This window comes from Methanoculleus nereidis, from assembly GCF_032944295.1.
Lineage (GTDB): Archaea > Halobacteriota > Methanomicrobia > Methanomicrobiales > Methanoculleaceae > Methanoculleus > Methanoculleus nereidis.
In genome coordinates this window covers 590,502-617,335 of the sequence record NZ_JABFFQ010000001.1, presented here as the reverse complement: position 1 = coordinate 617,335, position 26,834 = coordinate 590,502, and the positions used below count along the sequence as shown (strand labels likewise).

23 protein-coding genes are annotated in these 26,834 nt (G+C 61.2%); 11 read left to right on the top strand and 12 right to left on the bottom strand.

The annotated features are described in order from the left end of the window. The first annotated feature begins 97 nt into the window (after nucleotides 1-97). The 6 genes from HL657_RS03280 to HL657_RS03255 all read left to right on the top strand — a co-directional run bounded on the left by HL657_RS03280 (nucleotide 98) and on the right by HL657_RS03255 (nucleotide 6,140). The gene (locus tag HL657_RS03280; protein WP_317295397.1) at nucleotides 98-1,093 is read left to right on the top strand and encodes a TIGR03885 family FMN-dependent LLM class oxidoreductase; all 996 of its coding nucleotides are present in this window, start codon (nucleotides 98-100) and stop codon (nucleotides 1,091-1,093) included. Nucleotides 1,094-1,135: 42 nt separating this feature from the next. Further along, nucleotides 1,136-2,107 (top strand): TIGR03885 family FMN-dependent LLM class oxidoreductase, encoded by a 972-nt coding sequence (locus HL657_RS03275; protein WP_317295396.1) that lies wholly within the window; start codon nucleotides 1,136-1,138, stop codon nucleotides 2,105-2,107. 4 nt (nucleotides 2,108-2,111) lie between these two features. Continuing rightward, nucleotides 2,112-4,028: a glycoside hydrolase family 15 protein gene (locus tag HL657_RS03270; RefSeq protein ID WP_317295395.1), complete on the top strand. Its 1,917-nt coding sequence runs from the start codon at nucleotides 2,112-2,114 to the stop codon at nucleotides 4,026-4,028. 86 nt (nucleotides 4,029-4,114) lie between these two features. After that, nucleotides 4,115-5,419 (top strand): serpin family protein, encoded by a 1,305-nt coding sequence (locus HL657_RS03265; RefSeq protein ID WP_317295394.1) that lies wholly within the window; start codon nucleotides 4,115-4,117, stop codon nucleotides 5,417-5,419. A 75-nt stretch (nucleotides 5,420-5,494) separates the two neighbouring features. After that, nucleotides 5,495-5,788, top strand: coding sequence for a nucleotidyltransferase family protein (locus HL657_RS03260; protein ID WP_317295393.1), 294 nt, complete (start codon nucleotides 5,495-5,497; stop codon nucleotides 5,786-5,788). After that, nucleotides 5,781-6,140, top strand: coding sequence for a HepT-like ribonuclease domain-containing protein (locus HL657_RS03255; protein ID WP_048112727.1), 360 nt, complete (start codon nucleotides 5,781-5,783; stop codon nucleotides 6,138-6,140). Before HL657_RS03260 ends, HL657_RS03255 begins: the two co-directional genes overlap by 8 nt. Before the next feature lie 75 nt (nucleotides 6,141-6,215). Here HL657_RS03255 and HL657_RS03250 read toward each other — a convergent pair whose 3' ends face one another. The 3 genes from HL657_RS03250 to HL657_RS03240 form a co-directional block, all read right to left on the bottom strand. After that, on the bottom strand, nucleotides 6,216-6,968 hold the full coding sequence (locus HL657_RS03250; protein ID WP_301676731.1) for a TrmB family transcriptional regulator: 753 nt from the start codon (nucleotides 6,966-6,968) through the stop codon (nucleotides 6,216-6,218). Between the two features lie 417 nt (nucleotides 6,969-7,385). After that, entirely contained in the window at nucleotides 7,386-7,640 is a 255-nt protein-coding gene (locus HL657_RS03245; RefSeq protein WP_317295392.1) for a helix-turn-helix domain-containing protein, read from the bottom strand. Between the two features lie 17 nt (nucleotides 7,641-7,657). Then, complete coding sequence (locus tag HL657_RS03240) at nucleotides 7,658-8,068, bottom strand: hypothetical protein (protein ID WP_317295391.1); 411 nt, start codon at nucleotides 8,066-8,068, stop codon at nucleotides 7,658-7,660. Between the two features lie 228 nt (nucleotides 8,069-8,296). Here HL657_RS03240 and HL657_RS03235 point away from each other — a divergent pair, with 228 nt between their 5' ends. The 3 genes from HL657_RS03235 (at nucleotide 8,297) to HL657_RS03225 (ending at nucleotide 11,864) form a co-directional block, all read left to right on the top strand. Beyond that, complete coding sequence (locus HL657_RS03235) at nucleotides 8,297-8,716, top strand: hypothetical protein (RefSeq protein WP_317295390.1); 420 nt, start codon at nucleotides 8,297-8,299, stop codon at nucleotides 8,714-8,716. Beyond that, nucleotides 8,713-10,971: an efflux RND transporter permease subunit gene (locus tag HL657_RS03230; RefSeq protein ID WP_317295389.1), complete on the top strand. Its 2,259-nt coding sequence runs from the start codon at nucleotides 8,713-8,715 to the stop codon at nucleotides 10,969-10,971. The genes HL657_RS03235 and HL657_RS03230 overlap by 4 nt, the downstream gene beginning before the upstream one ends. A 203-nt stretch (nucleotides 10,972-11,174) precedes the next feature. After that, nucleotides 11,175-11,864, top strand: a complete 690-nt coding sequence (locus HL657_RS03225) for a mechanosensitive ion channel family protein (RefSeq protein WP_317295388.1) — start codon at nucleotides 11,175-11,177, stop codon at nucleotides 11,862-11,864. 16 nt (nucleotides 11,865-11,880) lie between these two features. Here HL657_RS03225 and HL657_RS03220 read toward each other — a convergent pair whose 3' ends face one another. Next, entirely contained in the window at nucleotides 11,881-12,672 is a 792-nt protein-coding gene (locus HL657_RS03220; RefSeq protein ID WP_317295387.1) for a 4Fe-4S binding protein, read from the bottom strand. 57 nt (nucleotides 12,673-12,729) lie between these two features. Further along, nucleotides 12,730-13,299 (bottom strand): hypothetical protein, encoded by a 570-nt coding sequence (locus HL657_RS03215; RefSeq protein WP_317295386.1) that lies wholly within the window; start codon nucleotides 13,297-13,299, stop codon nucleotides 12,730-12,732. Between the two features lie 285 nt (nucleotides 13,300-13,584). Between HL657_RS03215 and HL657_RS03210 the strand changes: the two genes are divergently transcribed. After that, nucleotides 13,585-13,875 (top strand): hypothetical protein, encoded by a 291-nt coding sequence (locus HL657_RS03210; protein WP_317295385.1) that lies wholly within the window; start codon nucleotides 13,585-13,587, stop codon nucleotides 13,873-13,875. Here HL657_RS03210 and HL657_RS03205 read toward each other — a convergent pair. The 5 genes from HL657_RS03205 to HL657_RS03185 form a co-directional block, all read right to left on the bottom strand. Further along, on the bottom strand, nucleotides 13,861-14,712 hold the full coding sequence (locus HL657_RS03205) for a lipase family alpha/beta hydrolase (protein ID WP_317295384.1): 852 nt from the start codon (nucleotides 14,710-14,712) through the stop codon (nucleotides 13,861-13,863). The two genes, HL657_RS03210 and HL657_RS03205, sit on opposite strands and share 15 nt — an antisense overlap. A 42-nt stretch (nucleotides 14,713-14,754) precedes the next feature. Continuing rightward, a complete protein-coding gene (locus tag HL657_RS03200) occupies nucleotides 14,755-15,129 on the bottom strand; it encodes a DUF3427 domain-containing protein (protein WP_317295383.1) in 375 nt (124 codons plus the stop codon). Beyond that, nucleotides 15,113-17,890, bottom strand: a complete 2,778-nt coding sequence (locus tag HL657_RS03195; protein WP_317295382.1) for a DEAD/DEAH box helicase family protein — start codon at nucleotides 17,888-17,890, stop codon at nucleotides 15,113-15,115. Before HL657_RS03195 ends, HL657_RS03200 begins: the two co-directional genes overlap by 17 nt. Nucleotides 17,891-18,018: 128 nt before the next feature. Then, a complete protein-coding gene (locus HL657_RS03190; protein ID WP_317295381.1) occupies nucleotides 18,019-18,360 on the bottom strand; it encodes a hypothetical protein in 342 nt (113 codons plus the stop codon). 136 nt (nucleotides 18,361-18,496) lie between these two features. Then, nucleotides 18,497-19,702: a deoxyguanosinetriphosphate triphosphohydrolase family protein gene (locus HL657_RS03185; RefSeq protein ID WP_317295380.1), complete on the bottom strand. Its 1,206-nt coding sequence runs from the start codon at nucleotides 19,700-19,702 to the stop codon at nucleotides 18,497-18,499. A gap of 140 nt (nucleotides 19,703-19,842) precedes the next feature. Between HL657_RS03185 and HL657_RS03180 the strand changes: the two genes are divergently transcribed. Beyond that, nucleotides 19,843-20,508, top strand: a complete 666-nt coding sequence (locus HL657_RS03180; protein ID WP_317295379.1) for a dihydrofolate reductase family protein — start codon at nucleotides 19,843-19,845, stop codon at nucleotides 20,506-20,508. 78 nt (nucleotides 20,509-20,586) lie between these two features. Here HL657_RS03180 and HL657_RS03175 read toward each other — a convergent pair whose 3' ends face one another. Next, the gene (locus HL657_RS03175) at nucleotides 20,587-25,536 is read right to left on the bottom strand and encodes a NosD domain-containing protein (protein ID WP_317295378.1); all 4,950 of its coding nucleotides are present in this window, start codon (nucleotides 25,534-25,536) and stop codon (nucleotides 20,587-20,589) included. A 21-nt stretch (nucleotides 25,537-25,557) separates the two neighbouring features. Beyond that, on the bottom strand, nucleotides 25,558-26,736 hold the full coding sequence (locus HL657_RS03170) for a hypothetical protein (protein ID WP_317295377.1): 1,179 nt from the start codon (nucleotides 26,734-26,736) through the stop codon (nucleotides 25,558-25,560). Nucleotides 26,737-26,834 lie beyond the last annotated feature (98 nt).

Here is a 26,834-nt window from a genome sequence, read left to right as displayed (position 1 = left end):
CATCGCCGGTTCTCATCCCCACAGGTATCATTTAAATATCCGGGAACCCTGTCTGGCCACCGGTTCACAGGAGGCGGACCGATACGGAGGCGGTATCATGGCAGGATCAGAAGTGACGATAGGGTATCACGCATCGCACGAACAGTTTCCCCCGGGCGCGCTGCTGCACCTCGCACAACGTGCTGAGAAAGCCGGGTTCCAGAGCATGCTCTCGTCGGATCACTTCAACCCCTGGACCCCCGCCCAGGGGGAGAGCGGGTTTTCGTGGTCGTGGCTCGGTGCGGCGCTCCAGGCGACCTCACTCTCCGCAGGCGTCGTCTGTGCGCCCGTGCAGCGCTACCACCCCGCCATCGCCGCACAGGCGGCAGCGACCCTTGCAGAGATGTTCCCCGGCAGGTTCTTCGTCGCCGTCGGAAGCGGCCAGCTCCTCAACGAAGGGATCACGGGCGACGCCTGGCCCCCCAAACCGGAGCGCAACGACCGGCTGCTCGAGGCCGCGACGATCATGCGCAGGCTCTGGGTGGGTGAGACCGTGACCACCACGGGCCTGATACGCACCGTCGAGGCCCACCTCCATACCCGTCCTGCCGAACCGCCGGCGCTGATAGGCGCCGCCTTATCCCCCGAGACGGCTGAGTGGCTGGGCGGGTGGGCGGACGGCCTCATCACCACCGCAAGACCAGAGAAGCAACTCAAAAAGATCGTGGAGGCGTTCCACCGCGGCGGCGGGGCGGGGAAACCGCTCTACCTCAAGGTCGACCTCTCCTACGCCCGGAGCCACGAAGAAGCCGTGCAGGGGGCGCACGACCAGTGGCGGGCGAATATCCTCTCCGGGCCGGTGCTCGAGAACCTCCGGACGCCCGAACAGCTCGACGCGGCCGCGGAGTTCATCACCGCAGAAGAGGTCGCGAGCGAGGTGCGCACCTCGGCGGATCTTGACGAGCACATCGAGTGGCTGAAGACCGACATCGAGCTCGGATTCACCCGCCTGTACCTCCATAACGTCAACCGGGAACAGGAGGCGTTCATCGAGGACTTCGGCAGAGGGGTGCTGCCGGCCCTGACCCGACCGGCCCCTCTTCCGGCGGCATGACGGGAGGACCGGAGCACGACGGGAGTAATCGGAGGTCCAGGTATGGATAGAAACAGGATCGGCTACTACGCCTCCCACGAGCAGTTCGGGCCGGGGGAACTCCTCGAACATGTGAAAGCGGCAGAGTCCGCGGGGTTCCACTCGGTGCTCTCCTCAGAGCATTTCCATCCCTGGAGCGAGAGGCAGGGGGAGAGTGGGTTCGCCTGGTCGTGGCTCGGTGCGGCAATGCACGCCACGAAGAAGATGCCGTTCGGAATCATCACCGCGCCGGGCTACCGCTACCACCCGGCGGTCGTCGCCCATGCGGCCGCAACGCTCGCTGTCATGTTCCCGGGCCGGTTCTGGGTAAGCATCGGGAGCGGCGAACTGCTCAACGAGGGGATCATCGGCGAACGCTGGCCCGGCCGGGGAGAGCGCAACGACCGGTTGCTCCAGTGTGCCGGCGTGATGCGCGACCTCTGGGCGGGGGAGAGCGTCACCCGCGACGGCGCTGTCAGGGTCGAGAGAGCCCGGCTCTACACCCGGCCCCCGGAGCCCCCGCTCCTCCTGGCGGCGGCAAACGCCTGTAACACCGCAGAATGGGTCGGCGGGTGGGCGGACGGTCTCATCACCCTCGCAAAGCCGCTCTGCCGGCTCGCAGAGATCATCGACCTCTTCCGCAGGGGTGGGGGAGAGGGGAAACCGATCTACCTCAAGCTGGATCTCGCCTACGGACGGACAGACGACGAGGCGCTCCGGGGGGCGCATGACCAGTGGTGCAACATGATGGTCGGCGGTGGCCTCATCACCGAGCTCAGGACGCCGCGAGAGTTCGACGCCGCAGGCGAGTTTGTCAGGCCAGAAGACCTGCAGGAGAGGATCCTGGTATCCGCCGACCCCGACCGCCACATCGAGCGGCTGCAGGAGTTTCTGGACCTCGGGATAGACCGGATCTACCTCCATAACGTGACGAAAGACCAGACCGCGTTCATCGAGGACTTCGGGCGCGAGGTTCTCCCCGCGGTCGACAGGTGATCAGATGCCGAAAGAAGATTACAAACCTATCAACGATTATGCCGTCATCGGAAACCTCCGGACGGCGGCGCTCGTCGGGACGGACGGCTCGATCGACTGGTGCTGCTTTCCCTACCTCGACCGGACAAGCGTCTTCGCCGCCCTGCTCGATGCCCGGCGGGGCGGCAGGTTCAGAGTCTCGGTCCCGGGGATAGAACGCGGGCGGCAATGGTATGTCGAGGATACCAACGTTCTCAAGACGGAATTCTCCGGCAACGCGGGGAGGGTCACGGTGACCGACCTGATGCCGCTCTCCGGGGACATCGAGGGGCGCGCAGGCTCGTTTGCCCCGCCAGAACTCTACCGCATCCTTGAGTGCGTCCAGGGAAGCGTGGAGGCGGCGGTCGAGTGGTCGCCCCGGTTTGACTACGCCCGGGGGACGACCGGCGTTTCGCGGATCCCCGGCGGCTGGCTCGCGACTGACGGGAGAGACGACATGACCCTCTTCGGCCTCGAAGATGCCGGGGTCGTCGAGGAAGAAGAGGGCGGGCACACCCTCCGGGCGGAGATCCCAATGCGGGAGGGCGAACTGCGCGTCCTGATAGCCCGGTGGGGAACCGAGGACCTGACCTACGTCCCTGACAGGGCGGAGTCGGTGGAAGAGGAAACGACGGAGGTCTGGCGGGCGTGGGCGCACAGGAACGGGGCCGCCCGCGCAGAGAAGTGGGCGGGCGGCCTGCTCCCGCTCCTCGTCCGGTCCGAACTCGCTCTCAAACTGCTGACGAACACGGCGACGGGTGCGATCGCCGCTGCACTGACGACATCGCTCCCCGAGGATATCGGTGGCGTGCGGAACTGGGACTACCGGTTCTCCTGGATCCGCGACTCGGCCATGACGGCGCAGGCGCTGATCGCTCTCGGGCATGAGACAGAGGCGATCGAACTCCTCGCCTGGATGGAACGGGTCTCGGAGATGCATGCCGGGGAAGGGCTGGGGCTCCGTCTCATGTACAGCATCCACGGGTGGACCGACCTCGATGAAGAGGAACTCCCCCACCTCGAGGGGTACCGGGGCTCGCGCCCGGTCAGGATCGGAAACGAAGCCGCCACCCAGCTCCAGCTCGAGATCTATGGCGAACTCCTCAACACCGCGTACGAACTCGTCAGGCGGGGGTACGAACTCCCGGAAAAGGAGATGGCATTCCTCTCCAGGGTTGCGGACGAGGCGTGCACCCTCTGGAAAGAGCCCGACCACGGAATCTGGGAGATCCGGGGCGAGGAGCGCCACTACGTCTACTCGAAGGTGATGCTCTGGGTGGCGCTCGACCGGGCGGTCCACCTCGCCGACCGGTACGGCCTCCGGGGGGATCGGGATCGGTGGGCGCGGGGTGTTGCGGTGATCAAACAGCAGATCCTCGAGCAGGGTTACGATGCGGAAGTAGGCGCTTTCGTCCAGTCCTACGGGTCAAAAGACCTCGATGCTGTCAACCTCCGCATCGCGCTGCTCGAGTTCCTCCCCTTCGATGACGAGCGGATCCAGGGGACGATTGATGCGACAATAGAGGGGCTGATGGAGAACGATCTTGTCTACCGTTACCGGGTGGACGACGGTCTCCCGGGTGAGGAGGGAGCGTTCGGGCTCTGCACGTTCTGGCTCATCGACTGCCTCGCGCTCTCCGGCCGGATCGAGGAGGCGCGATCGCTTTTTGAGCGGATGGTAAACCGCGCGAACCACGCGGGCCTCTACCCCGAGCAGTTCGATCCGGCGACAGGAGAGTTCCTCGGCAACTTCCCCCAGGCATTCACGCATATCGGCCTTGTCAACAGCGCCCTCTACCTTGCCTACGCCGAAGGAAAACCGACTCCGGGACACTCCCTCATAGGGACGCCGGAGCACCGTGCGGAACTCGAGAGAGGATACATCCGAGAGGTGCTGCATTGAGGAAATGAACCGTCTGTCCGGCGAAACTTCGAAAAAATTCGTCGTTATCGCCAGGTATAATTATCCGGCACACCATACCGCACATCATGAATAGAAGGGTTATCGGCCTGCTGCTTCTCGCAGGCCTCATCGCGCTCGGCTGCATCGCTGCCGGGTGCACCGACATACCGGAAACGACATCCGGACAGTCGGCTCCTCCCACGGGGGAGGAGACGCCGGGCCCGTCTGCAGAAGGCGCCGGCAACGTCTCGGCAGGGAACAACCGGTTCGCGGCCGACCTCTACCGGCACCTCGCAAGCGACCCGGGATCCGCGGGCAAAAACATCTTCTTCTCGCCCTACAGCATCTCCTCGGCCCTCGCGATCACCTACGAGGGCGCCCGGGGCACGACCGCCGACGAGATCGGGTCGGTGCTCCACCTGCCACAGAACGAGACTCTCCGGCGTGCAGGGTTTGCCGGGCTTGATGCCGTCCTGAACAGCGGGGACGAGAATTACACCCTCCGCACCGCAAATGCTCTCTGGGCTGAGGAAACCTACCCGTTCCTCCCGGAGTACGTCGATACGGCCGCACGGTGGTACAGGGCAAATGTCACGAACCTCGACTTCATCAACGACCCTGAGGGGTCGCGTGCGACTATCAACCGCTGGGTGGAGGAGAAGACCGAGGATAAGATCCGCGACCTCCTTCCGGCGGGTTCAGTCGATCCGATGACCCGGCTCGTGATCACGAACGCGATCTACTTCAAGGGCACCTGGGTCAAGCAGTTCGACCCCGCCGAGACGACCGAGGAGGAGTTCCGGGTCGCTCCGGGGGAGACGGTGCGGGTTCCGATGATGCACCGGACAGATGAGGACGCAATCTACGGGTACGCGGAGACCGAGAGCCTCCAGGTGCTCAGGATGCCGTATGCGCACGCCGACGGAACGGAACTCTCGATGCTCGTCCTCCTTCCGCGGGAGGACAACCTGACGGCGGCAGAGGAGGCGCTGGATGCGGAGACGCTCGTGGACCTCCGGAAAACGCTCGCCGACCAGCGCGTCAGGGTCGTCTTCCCGAAGTTCACGCTTGAGACGACGTACAGCCTCCCGCAGGTGCTCGCAGCGATGGGGATGCCGACGGCTTTTTCCGATGCAGCCGACTTCTCGGGGATGGACGGGACAGAGGATCTCTTCATCAGCGACGTCGTCCATAAGGCCTTCGTCGACGTGAACGAGGAGGGTACCGAGGCTGCGGCGGCGACCGGCGTCGTCATGAATCTGGCGAGCGCACCCATGGAAGACCGGACACCCGTCTTCCGGGCGGATCATCCGTTCGTCTTCCTCATCGTCGAGGAGGATTCCGGCACGGTTCTCTTTGCAGGACGGGTCGTAAACCCGGAGGGGGCGTAAGGAGGCGGCGGTGACCGGCCGCCCACCCCTCTTGCAGCAACTCATTAATACCTCTCCGACAGAATACCAGTAACCATGCCGTCCCGGGAAGAAGTCTTCACGACTCTGCAACGGCTTAAAAGTGAGCTCTCCACGCGGTTCTCAGTCAGCCGGATCGGTATCTTCGGCTCGGTCGCACGTGGCGAGCAGACCGAGACAAGCGACATCGACATCCTCGTCGAGTTCTCCCGGCCGATCGGGTTCTTCACCTTCGTCGAACTCGAAGAGTATCTCTCGCTTCGCCTCGGCGCTCCCGTCGACCTGGTGACGCCTGACGCCCTTAAACCGCTTATCCGTGAGCAGGTAACCGCCGAGGTCGCGTATGCCTGAACGGTCGGACATCCGCCTTCTCTGTGGCGACATCGCCGAGGCCGTCGAGCGCATCCTCCGGTATACCTCCGATATGACCTACGATGAGTTTCTTGCCGATACCAGGACACAGGATGCGGTCACGAGGAACCTGGAGATCCTCGGAGAGGCGGTGAAGAACCTTCCGGAGCCGTTCAAAGAACGATATCCCGAAGTTCCATGGCGTTTCATCGCTGGAATGCGGGACAAACTTATCCACCACTATTTCGGCGTCAGTCTTGAGATTGTCTGGGAAACGGCGCATTCCGACATCCCGACACTTAAGGAACGGCTAAAGGCAGTCCACACTCCCGACAGGCAAAACGAGAGTTAACCATGGAGGCAGGGCGGGTGATCGCCGAAAGTTACCCAGGAAGGGCATGCCCCCCTGACCCAACCGGCCGCCCCCTCACGCCTCATTAAGCCGCTCGACGATCGTCTTCTGCATGTAACCGATGAGCGGCATATCCGAGCCGATCACCGCGTGCCGCCCGGATCCCGCGGTGGCGATGACGAAGAAGTCACGGCCGTCGACCAGTATGGAGCACTCATCCTTCCTCAAGCCCATTGCGGACTCGTTCACCGCCGGGGTCTCGAGGAGTTCGAGCACGGCACCCCTGGCCTCATAGATCGGAAGCCGGATGTCGACATAATCTTCCTTCTTCCGTACGACCACGTAGAGGTCGATCTTGCGCTTGAGCGGTTTGATGGCCGCATAGTGCTTCCGGAGAAACGCCGGATCGTAGCAGAGGATCACCATGCTCTTCTTTACCCGGCGGAAGAGCGAGGAGAGATGGTTCTCGATCGCCCAGCCGCTCCTGAGGATGAAGAACGAATCGGGAGGGAGACGCGGTTTGACCGAGAGGCTCTTTAACACCTCGCGGGTCTCGTCAAGGGTCTGGATGTAATCTTCTTTGAGCCGGTCGAAGACCACGTCGATCTCGAGCACGTAATAGGAGGTAGGGGATCCTTCCTCAACTGCGATGAAGCCCCGCTGGGCCAGGTCGTTTAAGATCTCGTAGATCCGTCCCCGGGGAACCCCGCTTGCTTCGTGGATGTCTCGTGCGGTTGCCTTCTGCAGCCCGACGAGCGTGGAGTAGACGCTTGCCTCGTATTCGTTCATCCCGAGAGCCCGGAGCCCGGGAACTATTTCAGCAACCATTGCACCTCTGTTTGGTTGCAACACACTTATGGTTTGCGGGAGAGACGGATAGATCAGCGAGAGAGAACCCGTCTCCTCGCAAGAACGTCCCCATAGCAGCCGCCCGCAGAGGCATACACCCCGAACCGACCCCCACGCAGAATGGGTCGGATCGCCAGGCCGGGAATACCCACCATCGAAGAAGGCTGTCCTGGTGAGGACGAATTAGAGCAGCACGCAAGAGCGATACCACCTGAACCAACAGATACCCCGGATAGGAATGTCCTCAAAAGACCGAGATAGGTCATCAACATGCCCTGGAACGTATCCGGCGGCGACGGCGGCTGGCCCGGGGTGTGGCTGACCCGCCGCTCGAACCGCTACCTCTCCCGGGGACACTTCTATTCTACGGTATACCGGGACAGGCGGCACCTGCCGTCAGTAGCCGGCAAGGAGCGTGGCAATGAGCCGTGCCTCCGCCTTTCGCAGGTGCTCTATCGCGGTGGCTTTGCTGATGCCCACCTTCTCCGCCAGCTGCTGGCTGTTGATCTTACGAGGGTACTCGTAGTAGCCATACTGTTTTGCCGCGATCAGCAGGTCCCTCTGCCGGGGAGTGAGCCGTGAGAGGGGATTGTTCCCGGAAAAGGTTGCTTCCTCGAAGATGACGTTCTGGATCTCGCCGTAGGTGGACATGAGAAGGAGAACTTTGTTCAGGTTCTCGGCGTCGCCGATGCAGGTGTAGACATACAGTCGCGGGACTTGTACATGGGCAACGTCCAGATAATATCCAGGTCGAACTCGCGCATCTTCTCCAGCAGGAACTCGTCCTGGATGACACATCGCAGAAAGCAGGTATACGTCCGGCCGTCGGCCTTGAGCACCTCAAGAGAACCGAGAACTTCCGGGAGCTCAAGGTCGTTCGCGGTGTATCCCGCTTTCATCGTGATCTCGGCAATCACCGTCTCCTCCCCCCGCTCAAAGTTCATCTTGAGCAACTCGACGAGCCTGACAGATTCGACCCTATCCATGAAGTGCTGCACCGCCTGGTTGAGAACCTCTGCGTCGGCGGGCATGCCCATCAACGGATCCTTCAGGCAGACCTCGACGGTCATCTTGCGCATACACCGTGTGGGACGCCGCACCCTATAATCCCCGTACATATACGGGAGAACCTTGAATCCCCGGGTATTCCAGAGTACTGTATGGGAAGCACACGTGAACCGGCTGCAGGGAATCACACCGGGGAAGCGGAATCCGATATAGGTCCCCGCCCGGGTTGCAGCAGGTTCATATCCTGTCCCTTGAAAATACTACCCTCATCAGATGAGCCACTTATAACGAGGACAGACGTGAACTGCGCAACCACCTGCAACATCGGGTCTCGCCGGGGTTCCGAAGAAACCCGGTGCCGGAGACCGGCCCACCGCAAAGCACTCTACAAAGAACTTTTCTTTGAAGAGACCGGCCAGATCTGGATCGAAGCCGGATTCCTCCCCCCGGCAGACTACCAGCGAGCCGTGGCCCTGCTCCACCGTCTCGCCATGGACGAGGAGGGCACGGCATCCCTGCTCTCGTCCGTCCTCACCGAAACGACAAAATCCACCGAAACGGGCAGCGGCTACCGGGTCCTCGACCCCGCAAGACTCCGGCGCACAGCGGAGGAGTACGGGATTGAGCCCGCCGGAAGAAGCGACAGCGAGATTGCTCACGCGGTGACCATGGCGATCATCGGCGAGTACGGGGAAAAGGCGGCGGAGGAGCACGCATGAAAAATCCCTATGAGTGGCTCGCTGCCGCCATTAACAACCATACCTGGACCGTCGCCGGGGTTGCCGCGGCCATATTCATCCTGGCATGCTTCGGGCTCTCGATGGTCTCGATGGAAACCAGCGACGACGCCTACCTCGACAAGAGCACACCCCGCGGCGCGATGCTCGACCACTATATGGAGACCTACGGCTCCGACGCAATCATGCTCATCTACGAGACGGATAGCGTCAGGAGTACCGAGATTCTCAGGTACATCGACCATCTCCAGGAAGACCTCAGGAACGAACGCTACGTCGACGAGGTCTCCGGCGTCGTCGACCTCTTGAAACAGGCGAACGGCGGCACCCTGCCGTCGTCCACGGCGGAGATCGACGCGATCATCGCTCAGGCTCCCCCCGAAATGGTCGAGAGGATGCTCCCCTCGGACCTGATGACGATCAGCGTCATCGCCCTTGAGCCCGGCGTCACCATGGAGGCGCAACAGCAGGTTGTCGGGAACATCAAGACCATCGTCGGCATATCGGAGCCCCCGCCAGGGCTCACGGTCACGGTATCCGGCAACCCTGCGTTCTCGCTGGAGATGGGCGAGGCGATGGGATCCGAGACGGGCATGCTGATCCTGGTGGCCATGGTCCTGATGGTTCTCGCGGTGACGTTCCTCTTCTCCCACGTCCGCTACCGCCTGCTCCCGGTCGGGATCGTGGCCGTCGGGCTGATCATGACCTTCGGGTTCATGGGCCTCTTCGGTATTCCCATCAGCATGGTGGTGGTCGGGGCGTTCCCGGTGCTGATCGGGATCGGGATCGACTACGCAATCCAGCTCCATGCCCGGTTCGACGAGGAGATCCGGCACGGCACGATCCCGGAGGCCGTATGGGCCACCGTCACGCAGATGGGGCCGTCGATCCTGATCGCGATGTCGGCGACGGCGCTCGGGTTCATCGCGATGTTCTTTGCCCCGGTGCCGATGGTGGCAGACTTCGGGATGGTCTGCACCATCGGGGTTGTCTCCTGCTATGTCGCGGCGCTCATCATCGTCCCGGTCTTTGCGATCGTCACCCGCTACCGGCCGAGGAAGGAGGCCGCAGCCGTCGGATCCGAACCGGCGGGCGGGGAATCTCTCATCGAGCGTTACGACCGCCTCCTCGGCAGGCTCGCCTACACCGTCGCGAAATACCCGATCCCGGTCATCCTGATCTTTGCGACGGTCGCGGCAGGGGGCTTTTACCTCGACCAGAGCGTGCCCGTCAGTGCGGACGAGAAAACCTTCGTCCCCGACGATATGCCCGCCCTTCGCTCCCTCGAGAAACTTACCCGGGTCATGGGTTCGACGAGCACCATCCCGGTCGTCGTGCTCGCGGACGACGTCCTCTCCCCGGAGACACTTGCCTGGATAGATCAGCTGGGGGCCTACGAGCAGGAGCATAACGACAAGATAACCGGGGTGACGAGTGTCGCGACCCTGATCAGGGAGTACAACGGCGGCGTGCTCCCCTCGACCGAGAGGGCGGTCGACAATGTTACTGCCCGGATCCCGGAGGAGACGCTCTCCCGATACCTCAACGGGAATCTGGAGGCAGTGCTTGAGTTCTCGACGGTCGACATGGAGATGAGTGCCGCACGTGACCTCGTCGGGAGGATACAGAGCGACGTTGCGTGGAACAACCCCCCGGCCGGCGTGACGGTGAAGGTCACCGGTCAGATGGAGATGTTTGCCGCCGTCATGGACGACATCAGCGAGTCCAGGGTGTATATGACCGTGCTCGGGTTTGCCTTCATCCTCGGCTTCCTGGTTCTCGTCTACCGGAAATTCGGTGCCGTCTCGCCGGTCATCCCGATCGTCTTCATCGTGGGCTGGAACGGCGCGATCATGTACCTCCTCGGTCTCGACTACACGCCGCTGACCGCCGTCCTCGGGTCGATGACGATCGGCGTCGCGTCCGAGTATACCATCCTGATCATGGAGCGATGCGAGGAGGAACTCGCCAGGGGCACGGAGTTCCTCGACGCCATCCAGACCGCCGTGCAGAAGATCGGGACGGCCATCACGGTCTCCGGGCTGACGACGGTCTTCGGGTTCTCGGCACTCACCTTCTCGACCTTCAACATCATCAGCAACTTCGGGATCGTGACGGTCATATCGGTAGGGTTCTCGCTCGTGGGCGCAATCGTCGTCATGCCGGCGATCCTTGCCCTGATGTACCGCTATACCGGGCGTTCCCGGGTCGTAGCGGCGGCCGGGGTCCCGGAGTAACCTCTCCACCGCCCCTCGCCCTCTTTCTGAGAAGTCGTCTTTCGAAACGTTCCAGGTTTTCAAGTTCCTGTCCGGTGCACTTTGGGGAGCTCAAACTCGCTCGTGCTCGCACTCCCCCGGCAGCGGTCTCCCCGCGCTCCCCGGGTGGCGGGAACATCAAGGTTTATATAGTACGGACCATATCCTTCCCCCGGTGATATACCGTGACAAATGGAGACCTCTCGGCTCAGGTGTTTGAGCCTGTTGAAGAACTGGCTCGCAATGTCATTTTGTTTCTGCCAAACCTCATTGCAGCGATCGTCATCCTCATCATCGGCTGGATCCTCGGGCGTATCCTTGGAAGAGTTGTTTCCGAAGTCCTCGACAGAATCGGCGTCGACGACGCGCTTCGGAAGACATCAGTCGGCCAGCAGATCGAACGTTCCACGATGAACATAAGCCGCCTTTTCGACTTCATCGTCCGCTGGTTCATCTACCTCATCGCAATCCTCACAGCGGTCAGCGTCCTGCAGATCCCTGCCCTGACGACGGCGGTCGCGGCCATCGTGGCATACATCCCGAACGTCGTCGCGTTCCTCATCATCCTGGTCGCCGGATTCATCCTGATCGACTGGCTGATAGACATCCTCCAGAACATGGGGGAGGTGCAGAGCATCCAGGGCTTCGGGCTGATCACGATGCTGCTACGGGCGTTCCTTTACTTCGTCGTCGCCATCCTCGCGCTCCAGCAGCTCATGCTCGACCTCTCGATCATCTATGTCTTCGTCGTCCCGATCGCATGGGGAGTCGGGCTCGGCCTCGGTGCGGCGATCGCCATCATCGTCGGGCTCGGCCTGCGCGACCGGGCACCGGAGATGATGGACCAGTTGATGGGTAAAGTAAGAAAAGAATAATCCTTTTTTGGCGGGCTTACAGCCCGCCGAACTTTTGCACGTGCTCCCGGGCACGCCGGTAGCGCGGATCCCCGTCCCCTGCAGGGGTTCTCCGGCCGTAGTGCCGCCGGTCCTCTCCAACCGGGCAGACTTTGATGCAGATCCCGCAGGGGGAGATGTGATGCCGGGCGAGTTCGGCGCTGTTTGCTGCGCAGGCCGCCTTGTCGGTGAGACCTTCGGGGTAGTCCCGCTCGTCGAGCGCGCCCGCGGGACAGGCGTCGACGCAGAGCATGCACCGGGTGCAGAGGTCTTCCACGAGCAGCGGATTGGGCGGGAGGTCCGCAGCGGTGAGGACCGAGCCGAACCTGACCCGGGGGCCGTACTCCGGCGTGAGGAGGGTGTTGTTCACGCCGAAAGTCCCGAGCCCTGCGAGGAAGGCGGCGTGACGGTGCGAGAAGAAGGCGACAGGGTTCTTCTGGAGCACCTCGATGCTCCCGTAGCCGTCCCGCGGGACGAAGACCGACGGGTAGCCCTCGTCGTTGAGGAAGGAGGCGAGCCGGTAGGTGTACTGGTCGAGCAGGGTGTTGATGGTCTTATAGAGTTCGTGATAGTAGATGGAGGGGGAGGTCTCGAGCACCGGGAGGTGGACCGGGAGGCCGATGACGATCACCGACCGGGCCTCGGGAAAGATCGACTGCGGGTAGAACTCTTCCGGCATCCAGGGTTGGAACGGGGGGTTCTCCCACCGGTCCGTCCCCGCGACCCCGACGAGCGGGATCTCCATCCTCCGGCACCGTTCGAGGACGGCCGCCTTCAGGTCGCTGTTCATGGGTATCGATCTCTTGTGCCCGGCGGGAAAAAATCTTCCTGCCTGCCTGCCCGGGGATCAGAACGCCAGGCGAACGAGCCCCATCGTCGCCGCCATGACCACGAGGATCGCAATTGCCCACCCGGCGAGCATGCAGAGGAGAGAGACCCGCCGCGGGTACTGGAAGGCCCACGCGACGACGGGGGTTCCGTAGAGGGCAATCCCGGGGATCCAGATGACCGGGATCAGCATCAGGGCGCCGTAGCGCTTCAGGTAATCGACACTCCCGGTCTTCGCATCGATCTTCGAGAGAAAACCCTGGATCATCCGGGAGCGCCCGGCAAAGAGGTCGCAGACCTCGAGGATGCCGACCAGAACGGCGGCGGCCACCGATAGCAGGAAGACGAGGACGGCCGCCGGGTGCAGCCCGAGCGAGAGGCCGACGACGGCCGCGGCCGCCTGGAGGAGGAGGGTCGATCCGATGAGGGCGAAGACCGCCGCAGGGGACACGCCGAACGCGAGGCCGAGAAAGAGCGGAATCACCAGGATAAAGATGAGCACGAACGCAGTGGCTCGCACGATCCGGAACCAGCAGGTGCCCGGGGAGAGAGCCCGCTCGCATGTCTTGGGGTCAGCAACCCTGACCATTGTCCTTCTCCTGGACCTCGCAAGTAGATGAACCTGCGCACCGGGACCGTCCCGGACCCCGGGGATGATGAACCGATGTATTTACGTTCAGGGTCTGGCGATCATGCCGTTCCACTTCCGATGCGTGCCGGGAGCCGACATTTACGGCGCCGAACCGGGCAATCCCGGGTGCGGAAAGAACCGCGCCCCGGGCCTGCCGGTACCACCCGGTGTTGACCGGCCGATAGGGGAGAGGCGATGTGAAAGAGCCAGGTTTTTATCCCGGGCAGACCTACACCCACGTTTATGAGCGAGACTGAAGGTCGCTTTGAACAGGGGCGGTGGGTCGTCGACCCCGCCCCCGCACCGGAGGAGGAGCCGGCACCGGCCTCTCCTACCGTTGATGACCGTATGCACGAGGCATCAGAGTCGGTCCGAAGAGCGGTCAACGATGTAATGAACGCGGGCCACCACCTCTTAGGGACGCCCGAGGGGCACGAACGCATCGAGCAGGCGGCGCGCAAGGCCGGGGAGGATCTCGAGCGGGCGATCAACACCTGGGCGGAGGCCGCACGGCAGGCCTTACAGCGAAGGTGAGGAGGGCGAGAGGTACTCCGTGACGCGGGCGACGACCTCGGGGTTCCTCGGCAGCATGGTGTGGCAGTAGTGCTCCGGGTGCCGGGCCAGGTTCCCGGGGTCTGCCGGGAGCACCTCCACCCCCACCCCGGGGAGGAGTGAGTCGGTGTGGGGGACGATGCCGTCACCGGAATACGTCGTCCGCCACCCTCCATCCGGAGCGAACTCCCAGGTCCTGCCGCCGAATGCCGGGAAGAACGCCGGGGTCGCGGTGAGGTTCGCGGCGAGGAGGATCCGGTAGTCGATGTCGTCGCGGGTTCCGGCATCCCGGAGCGCCGCAACGATCCGGCTCCCGGGCCGGAATTCCTGGACGATGGTGTCCTCCCGGGGGTCGTAGTCCTGCGGCACGAACACCCCGATAAGCCGCCGGATCACCTCCGGACCCCGTTCGGGGTCGTTGAAGAGTTCGGCCATGGCCGAGCCGTTGTTCGGGGGGCCGATCCCGACGAGCTGCCGGACGTCTTCTTCGCGTTTATCGCCGTCGAGGACTTCGAGGAGGTACCGGGCGATGCACGTTCCCATCGAGTGGCAGACGATGTCGACCGGGCCGCCGTATCCGGTCTCCTTCCTTTTTGCGCGGATGTAGTCCTGGAGGGCAAGAGCGATCGTCTCCGTCCCGGCGCCCTGCATCGCGGTGTGGTCGAACCTCCAGAAGGGCACACCGGCCTCCGAGAGTCCCGGGGTGAGGCGGTTCCAGATGCCGGGATGGCTCCGCCACCCGTGGACCAGGACGGCCGGGCACCGGTGGTTCATCGGGATTGTACCACGCCTCCTCCAGGCAAGCAGGGGTTCATTCATTCATGATCCGACGCCGGCCGCGATGTATGTTTCGGCAGGGCGCTATCCAACCACCATCTTATTCGCTTTCAGGAAGAAGCCCGGCGGCATCGGGTCATCGAGTTCCCAGGTAATGCTCATCGGCCGGCTCCCCTCGTGGGAGACGTACCGGGCGGTGCCGAGGAAGAGATACGGTTGCGTGACGCCGCCGACCTTATTGTACTCGCGGACGAAGAGAAGGACCTTGCTCCCCCACCGTTCATGCTCGATATAGCGCCGGCCGGTCGGCGAAGACACCGAAGTGGTGCTCTGGGACTGCCAGTGGAAGAGGTTCTCGTTGACCGCGTAGTCCTTGTACATCGTTGTGGGCGAGTAGTGCTCCTCGGTCTTATTCAGGGTGACCAGGAACACATCGGCCTTCTTATCCTCCAGGTACACAACCCCCCTCCCGGCTGCCCCCCGCCGGTTTCCGGGTCAGGGTATAGTGGCCGAGTGCTGCAAAAGCCTGGGCCCGGGTGTACGTAGCGTGGAGTTCGAGGGCGTTCTCGAAACCAAGGTCGACGGGTTTTGGGAGGAACTCGATATGTGCCCCGTTATACTCAAGGAGGTCGCAGATCTCACGCCGGATCTCATCATATGCGAAGAGATCGGAGAAGATCTCTTCAATACCCATATTCTCGTCACGAAGAGGTACATCGCTGAGCGAGTAGTAGAAGAGTGCCAGTATGCTCTTCTCGCGGTCCGAGAGAGCCGCCGGGGAGTAATGGCAGGGGTCGGAGAGCGCATCCCTGATGAGGTGGATTGCTTCCGGGGAATTCAGTGTCGCCAGTCTAATTGCGGCGGTCCTGGGGAAGAGGCGTTCATCCGCGTAGGTCCCCGGGTATACACCCGCCTCTGCGGCCAGCGAACAGAACGTGCCCCTTCGGTAAACATCGAGAGGCTGCAGGCTGTAACGCTGGAGGAATTTCTTGAAAGTGAGAGGTTCGCCGGTCTCATCTTCGAACGAATGGATCTTGCGGATGAGCGTGGCCCGATTCGTTATATTTGCCCTGATGTTTGCAAGAACCTTCTCCCGGGCCTTCTCCTCGAAGTGGATATAACAACCCTTCGGAAGCGAATAAGAGTCACGAGAGACCTGTTCTACCAGGGTTTTCCCGCCAGGAGAGAGAAGCGCTGCAATCCTCTCACCGAACGGGAAGTTTTTGTTGTGATTGCCAACAAAATCAAGGACCGTCAGGCACTCCTTCCTGTCCGAGAGACGGAGCCCTCGCCCAAATTGCTGAATAAAAACCGTGAGGCTCTCGGTGGGACGGAGGAAGAGGATGGTGTTCACCTCGGGGATATCAACGCCTTCGTTGTAGAGGTCGACGACGAAGATGAAGTGGATCTTCCGATCGATCAGCCGCTTCTGGATGGTGGAACGTTCTTCCCGTGAACTTCCGGCGTGAAGACAGGCCGCAGGGATACCTGCCTCCCGGAACGCTGCAGCCATATACTCAGCATGCTCAACAGAGACGCAGAACCCGAGCCCGATGATCTCGTGGAGATCGGTCGTGTAGTCCTGCACAGCCCTGATGATCAGGTCTGCCCGCTGCTGGTTCCCGGTGTAGAGCCTGGAGAGCTCAGTGGAGTCGTAAGTTCCCCGTTTCCAGGGCACGCCATCGAGGTCGACAACATCGGTGACACCGAAGTAATGGAACGGGGCGAGCAGCTTCCGGTTGATTGCCTCAGGAAGCCGGATCTCAGCAGAGATCTTTTCGTTGAAATATTCGAGGATGTCAAGATTGTCCATGCGTTCCGGTGTTGCGGTGAGTCCGAGGAGGACTCCCGGGGTGTAGTAGGTGAGCAGCCTCTGGTATGAGGGCGCTGCGGCATGATGGAACTCGTCAACGATGACCATGTCGTAATAGTCCGGAGGCGTGATCTCCGGGAGGTTTCTGCTGTTCAGACTCTGGATTGAGGTGAAGAGATGCTCGATCTGCGGAGGTTCGCTCCCTCCGACGAGGAGATCCCCGAAGTTCTGGTCTTTGAGAACCCCCCGGAAGACCTGGAGGCTCTGTTTCAGGATTTCCTCACGGTGAGCAACGAAGAGCAGACGGGGATACTCCCCCGGCCTCTGGACGAGGCTTTTGTAATCAAACGCAGATATGACCGTCTTCCCCGTCCCGGTTGCGGCGACTATGAGATTCTTGTAGTTGTTGTGCAGTTCCCGCTCCGCCTTCAGCCGCTCGAGGATCTCTTTCTGGTAATAGTAGGGTGTGATGTCGAAGACCGGGCGCAGATCTATCTCACTCCGCCTCTCCTTTGAGAGGGCACGCTGCAACCGCTCCCGGCTCTCCGGCGTGTATTCGATGAACTCCGGATCTTTCCAGTAGGTCTCAAACGTCTTCTCGATCCTCTGGATGATATCATATGAGTCCTGCTCGGTGACCTTGACGTTCCACTCAAGGCCGCTCGTTATCGCGGGGTTCGAGAGGTTAGATGACCCGATATAGGATGTGGAGAAGCCGTTGTTCCTGTGGAACGTGTAGGTCTTCGCGTGCAGCCGGGTTCTGTCGGTATCGTAGGATATCCGGACAGTGGTGTTCCGAAGGGCTGCAAGGGCCTCGACCGCCTTGATATCGGTTGCCCCGGTGTACGAGGTCGTGATCACCCGAAGCTGGCCATGCCTGACAAATTCTTTTAAATCGTCGAGAATCAGCCGGAGCCCGCTCCACTTGATGAACGAGATGAGGAGGTCAACACGATCGGCGGTCCGGATCTCCTTCCTGAGTTCATCCACGAGCCCGGGCTCTCCGGGAGACCCGGTGAAGAGGCTACTCTGCGCGATAGAAGTCTCGGGGCGGGTGGGTGCAGTAATATTAAGCGCAGAGAGGCGATTGCGCTCCACAAGGGCGAGCAAGACCTTTGCTTCGGGCGTGATCTTACACCGTTCAAGAGTCTTATCCCGTAGTTCGGTACCGAGGTGTTCGATGAGGCGGTTGCAGATCAGGACCTGCTCTTCAAGCGAGGCTCCTGCCTCATCGGCAGACTGGAGGGCCGTTCTGAGGATCTTCGCGAGATATCGTGAGAGAACCGTCTGGGGATCGAAGCGCGCAAGAGGGTCTTTGAAGACCCTCCCTTCTTTTTCCGGACCGGAGAGTTTCGATGCAAGGTATTCGCTGATGACCTGCTCGTAGATCCCCGGGGACGGTTCCATACATCCCATTTGGGGGAGGGGTAAAAAAATGACTCTGTTATGTTTCGGCCTCATCGTATCGGGTCGGAGAGGGGGCCTGAACCCCCGTAATCAGGGCTGGAAGTCAGCCCAGAAGAAACGCCCTCCGATTAACTCATCTCGACACTGTAACTGTAATCCCGGCCGAGGTCCCCGTCCAGCGTGAGGCTGACCTTCTTTGTCTCCCCTGAAGGGATGGAGACCACCGTCGAGGCCTCGTCACGGACAAAACCTTTCTCGTCATCGATCAGTTTCATCGTCACGGTGACGTCGCCGTCGCCCCCGTCGTTCTGGATCACCGCGTTCACGGTATATCCGAGCCCTTTGGATAGGCTGATATCCGGGATCATGGAGTCCTCCACGACCCTGGGGCTCGGGCCGCCAAGCCCCATGCAACCGGCCGTCAGGACGAGCACTGCAGCCAGACCGAGGATAAGGAATCGCTTATTCATAGTATGCGTTGCTCAGCGAGATATAAAAATACGTAGGAACCATCGGGTTACATCCACGGGTTTTAAATAGAATTTTCGGGCAAATACAGCGATAATGGGCAGATGAAACCCCACTTCAACCGCCGGCCACGGGGGTTCACCACCCCCGGTATCTCGACCGGACCCTCTCCGGGAAGATGCTCTGTTGGAAGACCCACTCGAAGTAGCGATCGGTCATCCCGGCGATGAAATCCCGCGCGAGTTCTTCCGGCGCGGCGGTGGCGATGTACCGCGGGGACGCCCACGGTGCGTTGATGAGATCCTCATAGACCGGTGAAGCCTCGCGCTCTTCTGCGATATCCTCAAGGATTCGGTCGAAGAGGTACCGGAACATGAACCGGATCTTCTTCTGGTTCGCGAGGAGCCTTGGGTTTTCGTAGATGTGCTGCATATTGAACTCTTTGAAGGCCGCGACGCACGCCGACGCCTCCTCCGAGAAGGCGATGCAGTCGGCATCGTAACTCCCGGCAATGATGTCGCGGATCAGGACGTCGAGCACCTTTCGGTTGATATCGGAGAATGCTTCTTTTTTATGTCCGGCGATACCGAAGAAGTCCATGCAGTTCTCCGGGAAGTTATCGAGATCCCGTTCATCGATGACCTCGACCTCGAGGGCGTCCGCCAGATCGCGGCCGAGATAGGAGATGCTGTCGGCGCACCGGACGACGCACCCCTCTGTCGTGAGGGGGAAAGCATCCCCTTCCTTCTCGATCTTCTCCATCTTATCCGCAAACGAGTCCCAGTCGGCCTGGCCCTCAACCGTGAGGATACGGTCGTTAGTTTCGCCGTTGTGGCAGAGGATCCCGTCCAGCACCTGCAGCGTGAGGTCGCAGTCCTCGACGACGTCGAGGAACCGGACGCTCTGGACGTTGTGCCGGAACCCCCCGAGCCCATGCTCGGTGCAGAGTTCGTCGAGGAACTTCTCGCCGAGGTGGCCGTAGGGCACGTGGCCGATGTCGTGGCCGAGGGCGATAGCCTCGATAAGATCCTCGTTTAAGCCGAGAGCCCGCCCGATCGTCCTTGCGATCTTTGACGCGAGCTGGACGTGGAGGACCCGGTGGGTGATGTGGTCGTTCTCGACGAGGTAGAAGACCTGGGTCTTGTCGATGTAACGCGAGTAGCCCTTCGAGTGGATGATCCGGTCGGCGTCGCGGGAAAACGGCGGCCGGATGACCGGCTCCTCGGGTTTATGGCCGGACCTCCTCAGGTAATCGGCGTTCCTGGTCGCCCGGGGCGAGAGGAGCGATTCCCGGTCGGCCATGCTCCGGGCCATCCGGTCTGAGATGCTGTGCGGGATCTCCATCGGGTATCCTCCGGGAAGGCGGACCGGGTCAGGCCGGGCCATCCTCCGATAGAGAGTTCTCGGCCGGGAGAGGGGATAGGGCTTTCTGTATCGGGTAGAATCCGCGCAGGCTATATCCCCGATGCACGTACCCTTCCCGCATGTACCCGGAAGTCATCATCCACAACAGCGTGAGCCTCGACCACGCGGTGACGGGGTTTGAGGTCGACCTCGGCCTGCACTACGGCGCTCTTCTGGCCCTCGAGCCGGGGGCGGTCCTCGCGGGTTCGACTACGGCAAAGACCGGGATCGAACTATTCATGGACATCAGCGAGCCCGAGACGGAGGCCGACCGGCACCGGCCCGAAATGCAGCCGGACGACCGCCGCCCCCTCTGTGTCATCGTCGACAGCAGGGGTGTGCTCAAAGATCTGCTCCACTTCTACCGGAAGATGGAGCACACGAAGGACGTCGTCGTCCTCGTCTCGGAAGCGACGCCGGAGGATTACCTCGACTACCTCCGCGAGCGGGAATACCCGTTCATCCAGTGCGGGGCGGAGCGGGTGGACCTCCGGGGTGCTCTCCGGGAACTCGGGGAACGGTTCGGGATAACGCGGGTGGTCTCTGATTCCGGTCCCGACTTAAACAACGTCCTGATCCGGGAGAGGATCGCGGATACGATCAGCCTGATCGTCCACCCGGTCATCGTTGGCGAGGGTGAGAAGAAGCTCTTCGACCGGGCCGGGGGGCGGGCGGCGCTGGAACTCCGGAAAGCCGTGCCGATGGAGCACGGCACGGTCCACCTGGTGTACGCGGTGAAGAAGTAGAGGGGGTTCCGGGAGAGGTCAGACAGGCTGCCGGTTCCGGAAGAAGAGGAGATTGCCTGAGACCGGGCAAGCAGCTCCTCAGGCACTGATGGCGCAGAGCGTCCCGCTACCGGTCATGTAGAGCCAGTAGCCCTGCATCGGCTTCATCTCCCCCATATCGCTGTGAAGGCCCGTAGCGCCGTTGATCATTGAGGTCTCGTACACACCGGCTCCGGCATCGTAGCCGATCAGGGTCGTCCAGGCATCACCGACGGACGACAGAGTATCCCGTGCCGGTGCAGGGATCGTATCGGAGAACCCGATCGCATTCCAGCCCCGGGAAAGAGTCGTTTCCGGCGGAGCCTGAAGCGGATCTTCGTTGAACGAGAGCGGGACCGATGCGTCCTGGTCGGCATAGACCCAGTAACCCTGGAGCGGGCGGACCTGAGAGGACGGGTTCATCTGAAGCCATGTTTCGGTCGCGGCATCGTAAGCATACAGCGGTCGGCCGGCCATATCCACAGAGAGGAATATCTCAGCGGTATCGTTTCCTGCCGAGAGCCTTCTCGGTGTCGAGACAAAGTTCCAGCCCCGGCTGAGGACGATGGTATCGTTTATGGAGGGGCCGATAGACCCACCCTCGACCGCTACGCTCCCGGAACGAAGGTTGTTCGCCCGGTTGGCATCGGTCACCGTGCAGTCCGGATCGACCTGGACGGCAACCTCCATGGTCCCGGAGGCGGACGGTGTCCATGCAAAGGCCACAGTAGCGCTGCCGCCGGGCCCGAGTGCGGAGATCTCCTTCCGCCCGACCTCTGTTCCGTCGACGGTGAGGGCGACGGCCGTCCCGGGCGCTGCTGCATCACCAGTATTCTCGACCGTTGCCGTCACTGTGTAGGTGGTTCCGGTGGAGGCCGATGCCGGGACCTCAAGAGAGGTCACGGCAAGGTCGGGGAGGGCTTCGGGTACCGTCAGGGTGAAAGCATCAAAACTCATCCCGTCCGGGTAGATCTCGAGCACCTCGTTATTGTCGTCCGAGACGAGAGCCACCTCAACGAACTCCATCGTGGCGCTTCCGTTTTCATGGACGATCACCTTCGTGTAGCCCAGGGTGTGCTCGAGGCTGTTCTGGTAGCCGTCCGGCCTTTCGGTCGAAAGCGGGTAGAGCGGGCCGCCGCCTGTGCCGGTGACGACGTAGTTGACGCCGTCGACGAGATAGCGCTCGTAGGCATGGACGTGACCGGAAAAGACGGCCGAAACGCTTTCATTGGCGATCACCGGCCCCCATTCTTCACGCAGGTAGATGTTGCCGCCGGGATTGCGCCCTTCTGAAGTATAGGGCGGGTGGTGGAAGGCGACAAACTTCCAGTCGTCTTCGCCAGCAAGGTCCGCTTCCAGCCAGGCGGTCTCGTCGTCCATCCGGTCGCCGATCCAGGTGTTGGAGTCGAGGACGGCAACGTGCGCCCCGGCGCAGTCGAAGGAGTACCACTCGGGCATGCCGAAGGCGTCGTAATAGGCGCTGCTGTTCTCTTCGTGGTTGCCGAGGGCCGGGAAGAAGCTGGTGTTCGCGAAGACCGGGTCACCGGCTTCGAAGAATCTCTCCCACTCGGCCGCATCGTCCACCATGTTGACGGTGTCGCCGAGGTGAAGGACAAAGAGCGGTTCTTCGGCGGCGATGCGTTCGGCAACGAGGCTATGCCGCTCGAGCTGGGTGAAACTCTGGGACTCCTGGGTGTCGCCGTAGACGATGAAGGTGAATTCTCCGCTTTCCGGGAAGGTGCTGAAGGTGCGGTCGCCGGTAGCGGTACCCTCGGCGACGACGTGGTAATGGTAGCGGGTGCCGGGAGCGAGACCGGCGAGGTCTACGTGATGGAGGTCAGTCACCGAGGGATCGTCGATCGTGTGCTCGTAGCCGCCGTTTGCGGCGTAGTAGGTCTCGTCGGCGTACTCAACGCTACCGTTCGACGGAAGGTCGGTCCGCCAGTGGATCGTGGCCGTTGTCGTCGTGGTGCCGGTGACATACGGAGCCCACTCGATTGCGGCGGTCGCTGCGGCGACGGTGACGGTTGCCGCACCGGTAATACTGCCTGCGGTGGCGGTGACATCGGTCGTGCCGACGGCGAGGGTCTCGAAGAAGCCGGTGGCGTTCACCGTGCCGACCGAGGTGTTTGAGGAGGCCCAGACGAAGACGGTCTCCACAACAGGCGCATCCGCTACATCGTAGGCGGTGGCGTCGAACTGCTGCGTCTCACCGAGCACGAGTGCCGCAGAATCGGGCGAAAGGGCAATCCTGGCGATTGAAGGGGTGGTATACGTGATGATGCCGTCCTGCCATGAACCCATCATCGGGTAGTCGTCCGCGTAGGTGCCAAACGACATGGGAGTATCGCCGATGCCGTCGCCGTTTGTGTCGGCGCCGGTGTAGAGGGAGTAATGGTTGCCGACGTAGCCGGTGTATGCCGTGCCGCGATAGGTGTAGGCCACCTCGGCCGGGGAGTGGTAGGTGTTCGCGGTGGCGAGTTCAACGGTGCCGTCGAAGGTGTTGGCCCAGATAATGTTGTCTGCAGCCTGGTCTTTGGCGCAGATCTCGTCGTCGGCGTTGTTCTCGCAGGTGTTGTTGTAAATCAGGTTGTCGTGGGCGGTGTCGCGCAGGCTGATGCCGCGGCGGGTGTTCTCGTGGCAGGAATTCTTCTCGACGGTGTTGTTCGCTGCCGTGCCGCCGAGGTGGATGCCGTTATAACAGCCGGCGCAGTCGTTGCCGGTGACGACGCAGTTATTGAAGCCGACGATCTCGATCCCCGCGATGTGCTCGTTCGTCGGGCCGCGGACTGCAAACCCTTCGACGGTTGCGCCGTCGGCGTCGACGTCGAAAACCGGCTTGTCGGGGGCCGCAGCCGTGACGGTGACGGCATCGGAACCGTTCTCGGTGCGGATGACGAGCAGTTTGTCCACCAGGACGTTCTCGGTGTAGGCACCGTCCTTCACGACGATGGTGTCGCCCACGGTCGATGCCGAGACCGCATCGGAGATGGTGGTGAAGTCCGCACCCCCGTCGTCGTCGACGTACCAGGTCGTCGGCTCCTGCACCGGCGCTGCGATACTGCCGTCCTTCCACGCTCCCGCCAGGGGTGCATGGTCGGTGCCGAGGCCGTCCGGGAGGACGTACGGGGTGTCGATGATCCCGTCGCCGTCGGTGTCGTCGCCGGTGTAATTCGACCAGAAGTTGCCGGGGTAGCCGGTGTACTCCGTGCCCTTGTAGGTGTAAGTGACCGGGGTGGTGGCGTTCCAGTAGGTGGTGGTCGGGGCGGCGGTGCCCGTGTGAAGGGCGACGCCCGAGGCGTTGGTGTTCAGGTAGAACCGATTGTTCTCGCCGGCGTCACGGAAGTAGAAGGTGTTTCCGTTGATATCGTTGAAAGTGTTCTCGGCGATGGTGTTGTTGATTGCCGTTGTTTTGTAGATAAAGATGGCCCCGAGTCCGGTTGTAATATTGGTGAATGTGTTGTTGGTGATTTTGCAGTTTGTCGAATCTCTCAGCATCACGGCACAAGTAAGAGTTGCCGTAGCATCCATGAAGGTGTTGTTCTCAAGCGTAATATTGTCACCTTTTGGAACTAAATTGCCTCCTACCATTTCTTTTAGTATACAATTCCTTACAATCGAGTCATTGGCAGGACCATAGGTTCCAAGTTGAAAACTTGGTTTCCCATTGAGAAATGTTAATCCGTCGAGAATTGTCCCTGTCGCGTTCCAATTTTCAGCGTCTGGGATCCTGGGTCCCTCACCTTCCTGACAGTCCACGATGACAGAATCGGCTCCGTCTCTGCTCTGGATGGTCAGGTGAGGTATTTCGACAATGAATCTTGAATAAGTGCCAGGCAGGATACAGATTGTATCGCCTGGCGATGCGGCGTCATGAGCCGCCTGGATGGTGGTATAGACCCCATCACCGCCGTCGTCATCGACGTAGAGGGTCGCCGGCTCCTGCACCGGCGCTGCGATACTGCCGTCCTTCCACGCTCCCGCCAGGGGTGCATGGTCGGTGCCGAGGCCGTCCGGGAGGACATACGAGGTGTCGATGATCCCGTCGCCGTCGGTGTCGTCGCCGGTGTAATTCGACCAGAAGTTGCCGGGGTAGCCGGTGTACTCCGTGCCCTTGTAGGTGTAAGTGACCGGGGTGGTGGCGTTCCAGTAGGTGGTGGTCGGGGCGGTGCTGTCCGTGTAAAGAACAGCACCCGATATATTGTTGTTCAGGTAGAACCGGTTTCCGTCGCCGGTGTCATAGAAGCAGATGGCGGTGCCACCAAAAGAGTTCCCGGTAATAACGTTGTCGGTTGCCGTTGTCTTCCATAGTCTAATTGCTTCATTGTGAGTGTTCTTGAAGGTGTTGTTGGCGACGGTGCAGCCTGTTACTTCACGAAGGGTGAGAGGGCGAGATCCTGTGCAGTTCTCGAAGAGGTTGTCCTCGATGGTTGCATTTGTAGATTCTTTCCTGATATACAGGGCGCTGGTGGTCACAGGTATGTTGACGAAGGTGTTGTTGACGATCCTGGCAGATGCACTGTATACATTGACTCCTGTATTGGTCGTAGGAGATAATAGGTTTTGAACGCTGTTGTTTGCAAAGGTGCAGTTCGGCGCACGAATTAGTATGGTGGCTGATCCTGTCAGCCCGTCAAAGACACAGTCTCTGATAATGCAATCTGAACCATATGTCGCCACCTGACCGGCTTTGAGGATCCTAAGTCCTTCGAATGTTGTTCCGGCCCCCTGTTCTCCGATATTGAGACTATTTCCTGTGCTATCCACTGTGACACAAGCGGCCCCCTCACCCTTAATGGTGAGATTAGGCACGGTTATGCTATAAAATGCCGGGTAGGTCCCTGCTCTGACGAAGATTGTGTCGCCCTCTGTAACGGCGCCCAGAGCCTCCGAGATAGTGGTGTAAACCCCATCTCCACCGTCGTCGTCGACGTAGAGGGTCGCGGCCGCAGTTGGTGCGACGAGGAGAGCAAGCAGGATAAGGCAGAATATTCCAATCGATTTTTTCATTGTAATCACCAAAGAAAAGGGTTAGTTGGCGTGGTGATGGGTCACCACGAGCCCTACGTAGTCGGTTGCAACGCGAGAAGACAGATCTTCCTCCTCCTCATAAACATGCGTCACGTTCTGCTTCACGAGCACTGTGACATTCCCGTTGACGACGTAGTTGACGATGTCTGAGGTAATGTCGCCGGTGAGCGCCTCGTAGCCGGTACCGTCCTTCCAGATGTAGGTGGTGGCGCCCTGGTCGGCACTGGAGTCGTCGTGGCTGCTGGTCCCGACCCAGGTGACGGCAAGTTTCTCGATGTTGCCCGCACTCTCGGTGACGTTGAAGACGAAGCGCTGGGCAGCGTACTCGCCGAGGGTTAATGTGTTGTACTCGTCAGCGTCGTTGTCGTCGTCTGCGATCTTCGACGTGTCAACAGTGGTGCCGCTCGGGTTGTTCAGGCCCGGAGAGGCGCCGACGCCGCCCTCATACGCGTACTCGACGGTGTCGCCGGTAGTGTTGAAGTCGTAGCGGTGCGGCGGGTAGATCTTCAGGTACTGGACGTACTTTGACGAGAGACCCTTTGCCGACGGCCAGCTGCCGCTGCTATCGGTATAGTTGTGACGATACCAGGGATCGAACGACGCCTCCATATCGCGGAGCGTCAGGTTGAGCGAATCGTCGACGCCGGGGGAAGACGCCGGGGTGTAGAAGAAGAGCCTCATCCCGTAGGTATAATGGGGGACGAAGCCGTAATCAGAGTCCCACCAGGCGACGATCATGTCGCCTTGACTGCTGTTCGGTGTGTAGACGTTGTCGTAGCCGAAGTAGAGGGGGAACCCGTCGCTTGACTGGACCTTGAGCTCGTCGCCGTCGCTCATGCCGCCGACTTCATCGGTGATGTTGCTGACCCGGGAACCGTTGTGACCATAGAAGTTGATCATGTTCTGGCCGCCGTCGCCCCAGGGGTCGCCCGGATCGAAGGTCGGGCCCTGCATGTAGACCGGCCCGTTGCTGTAGACCGACGAGAGCGCCTGCAGCTCGGCGAGGTTGAAGGTCTCGGAATCGACACTCTGCGAGTAGTTGTTATCGGCATACTTCGTTACGGTCACGCTCGTTGTTGCCGCCACGACAGGCGTGACAAGGACGAGCAGTACAATGCTCATCGTCATGACCGCAATGAATGCAGCCCGGTGCGAGGGAAGTCTTTCTCTGGAAAGCATGTTTTTTTTACACTCCTCTTTAAACAATTCCAATTTCAGTAACGAACGATATAATATAGTGTGTTTAATAAACAAGGTTTATCAGTCAGATTCGCATC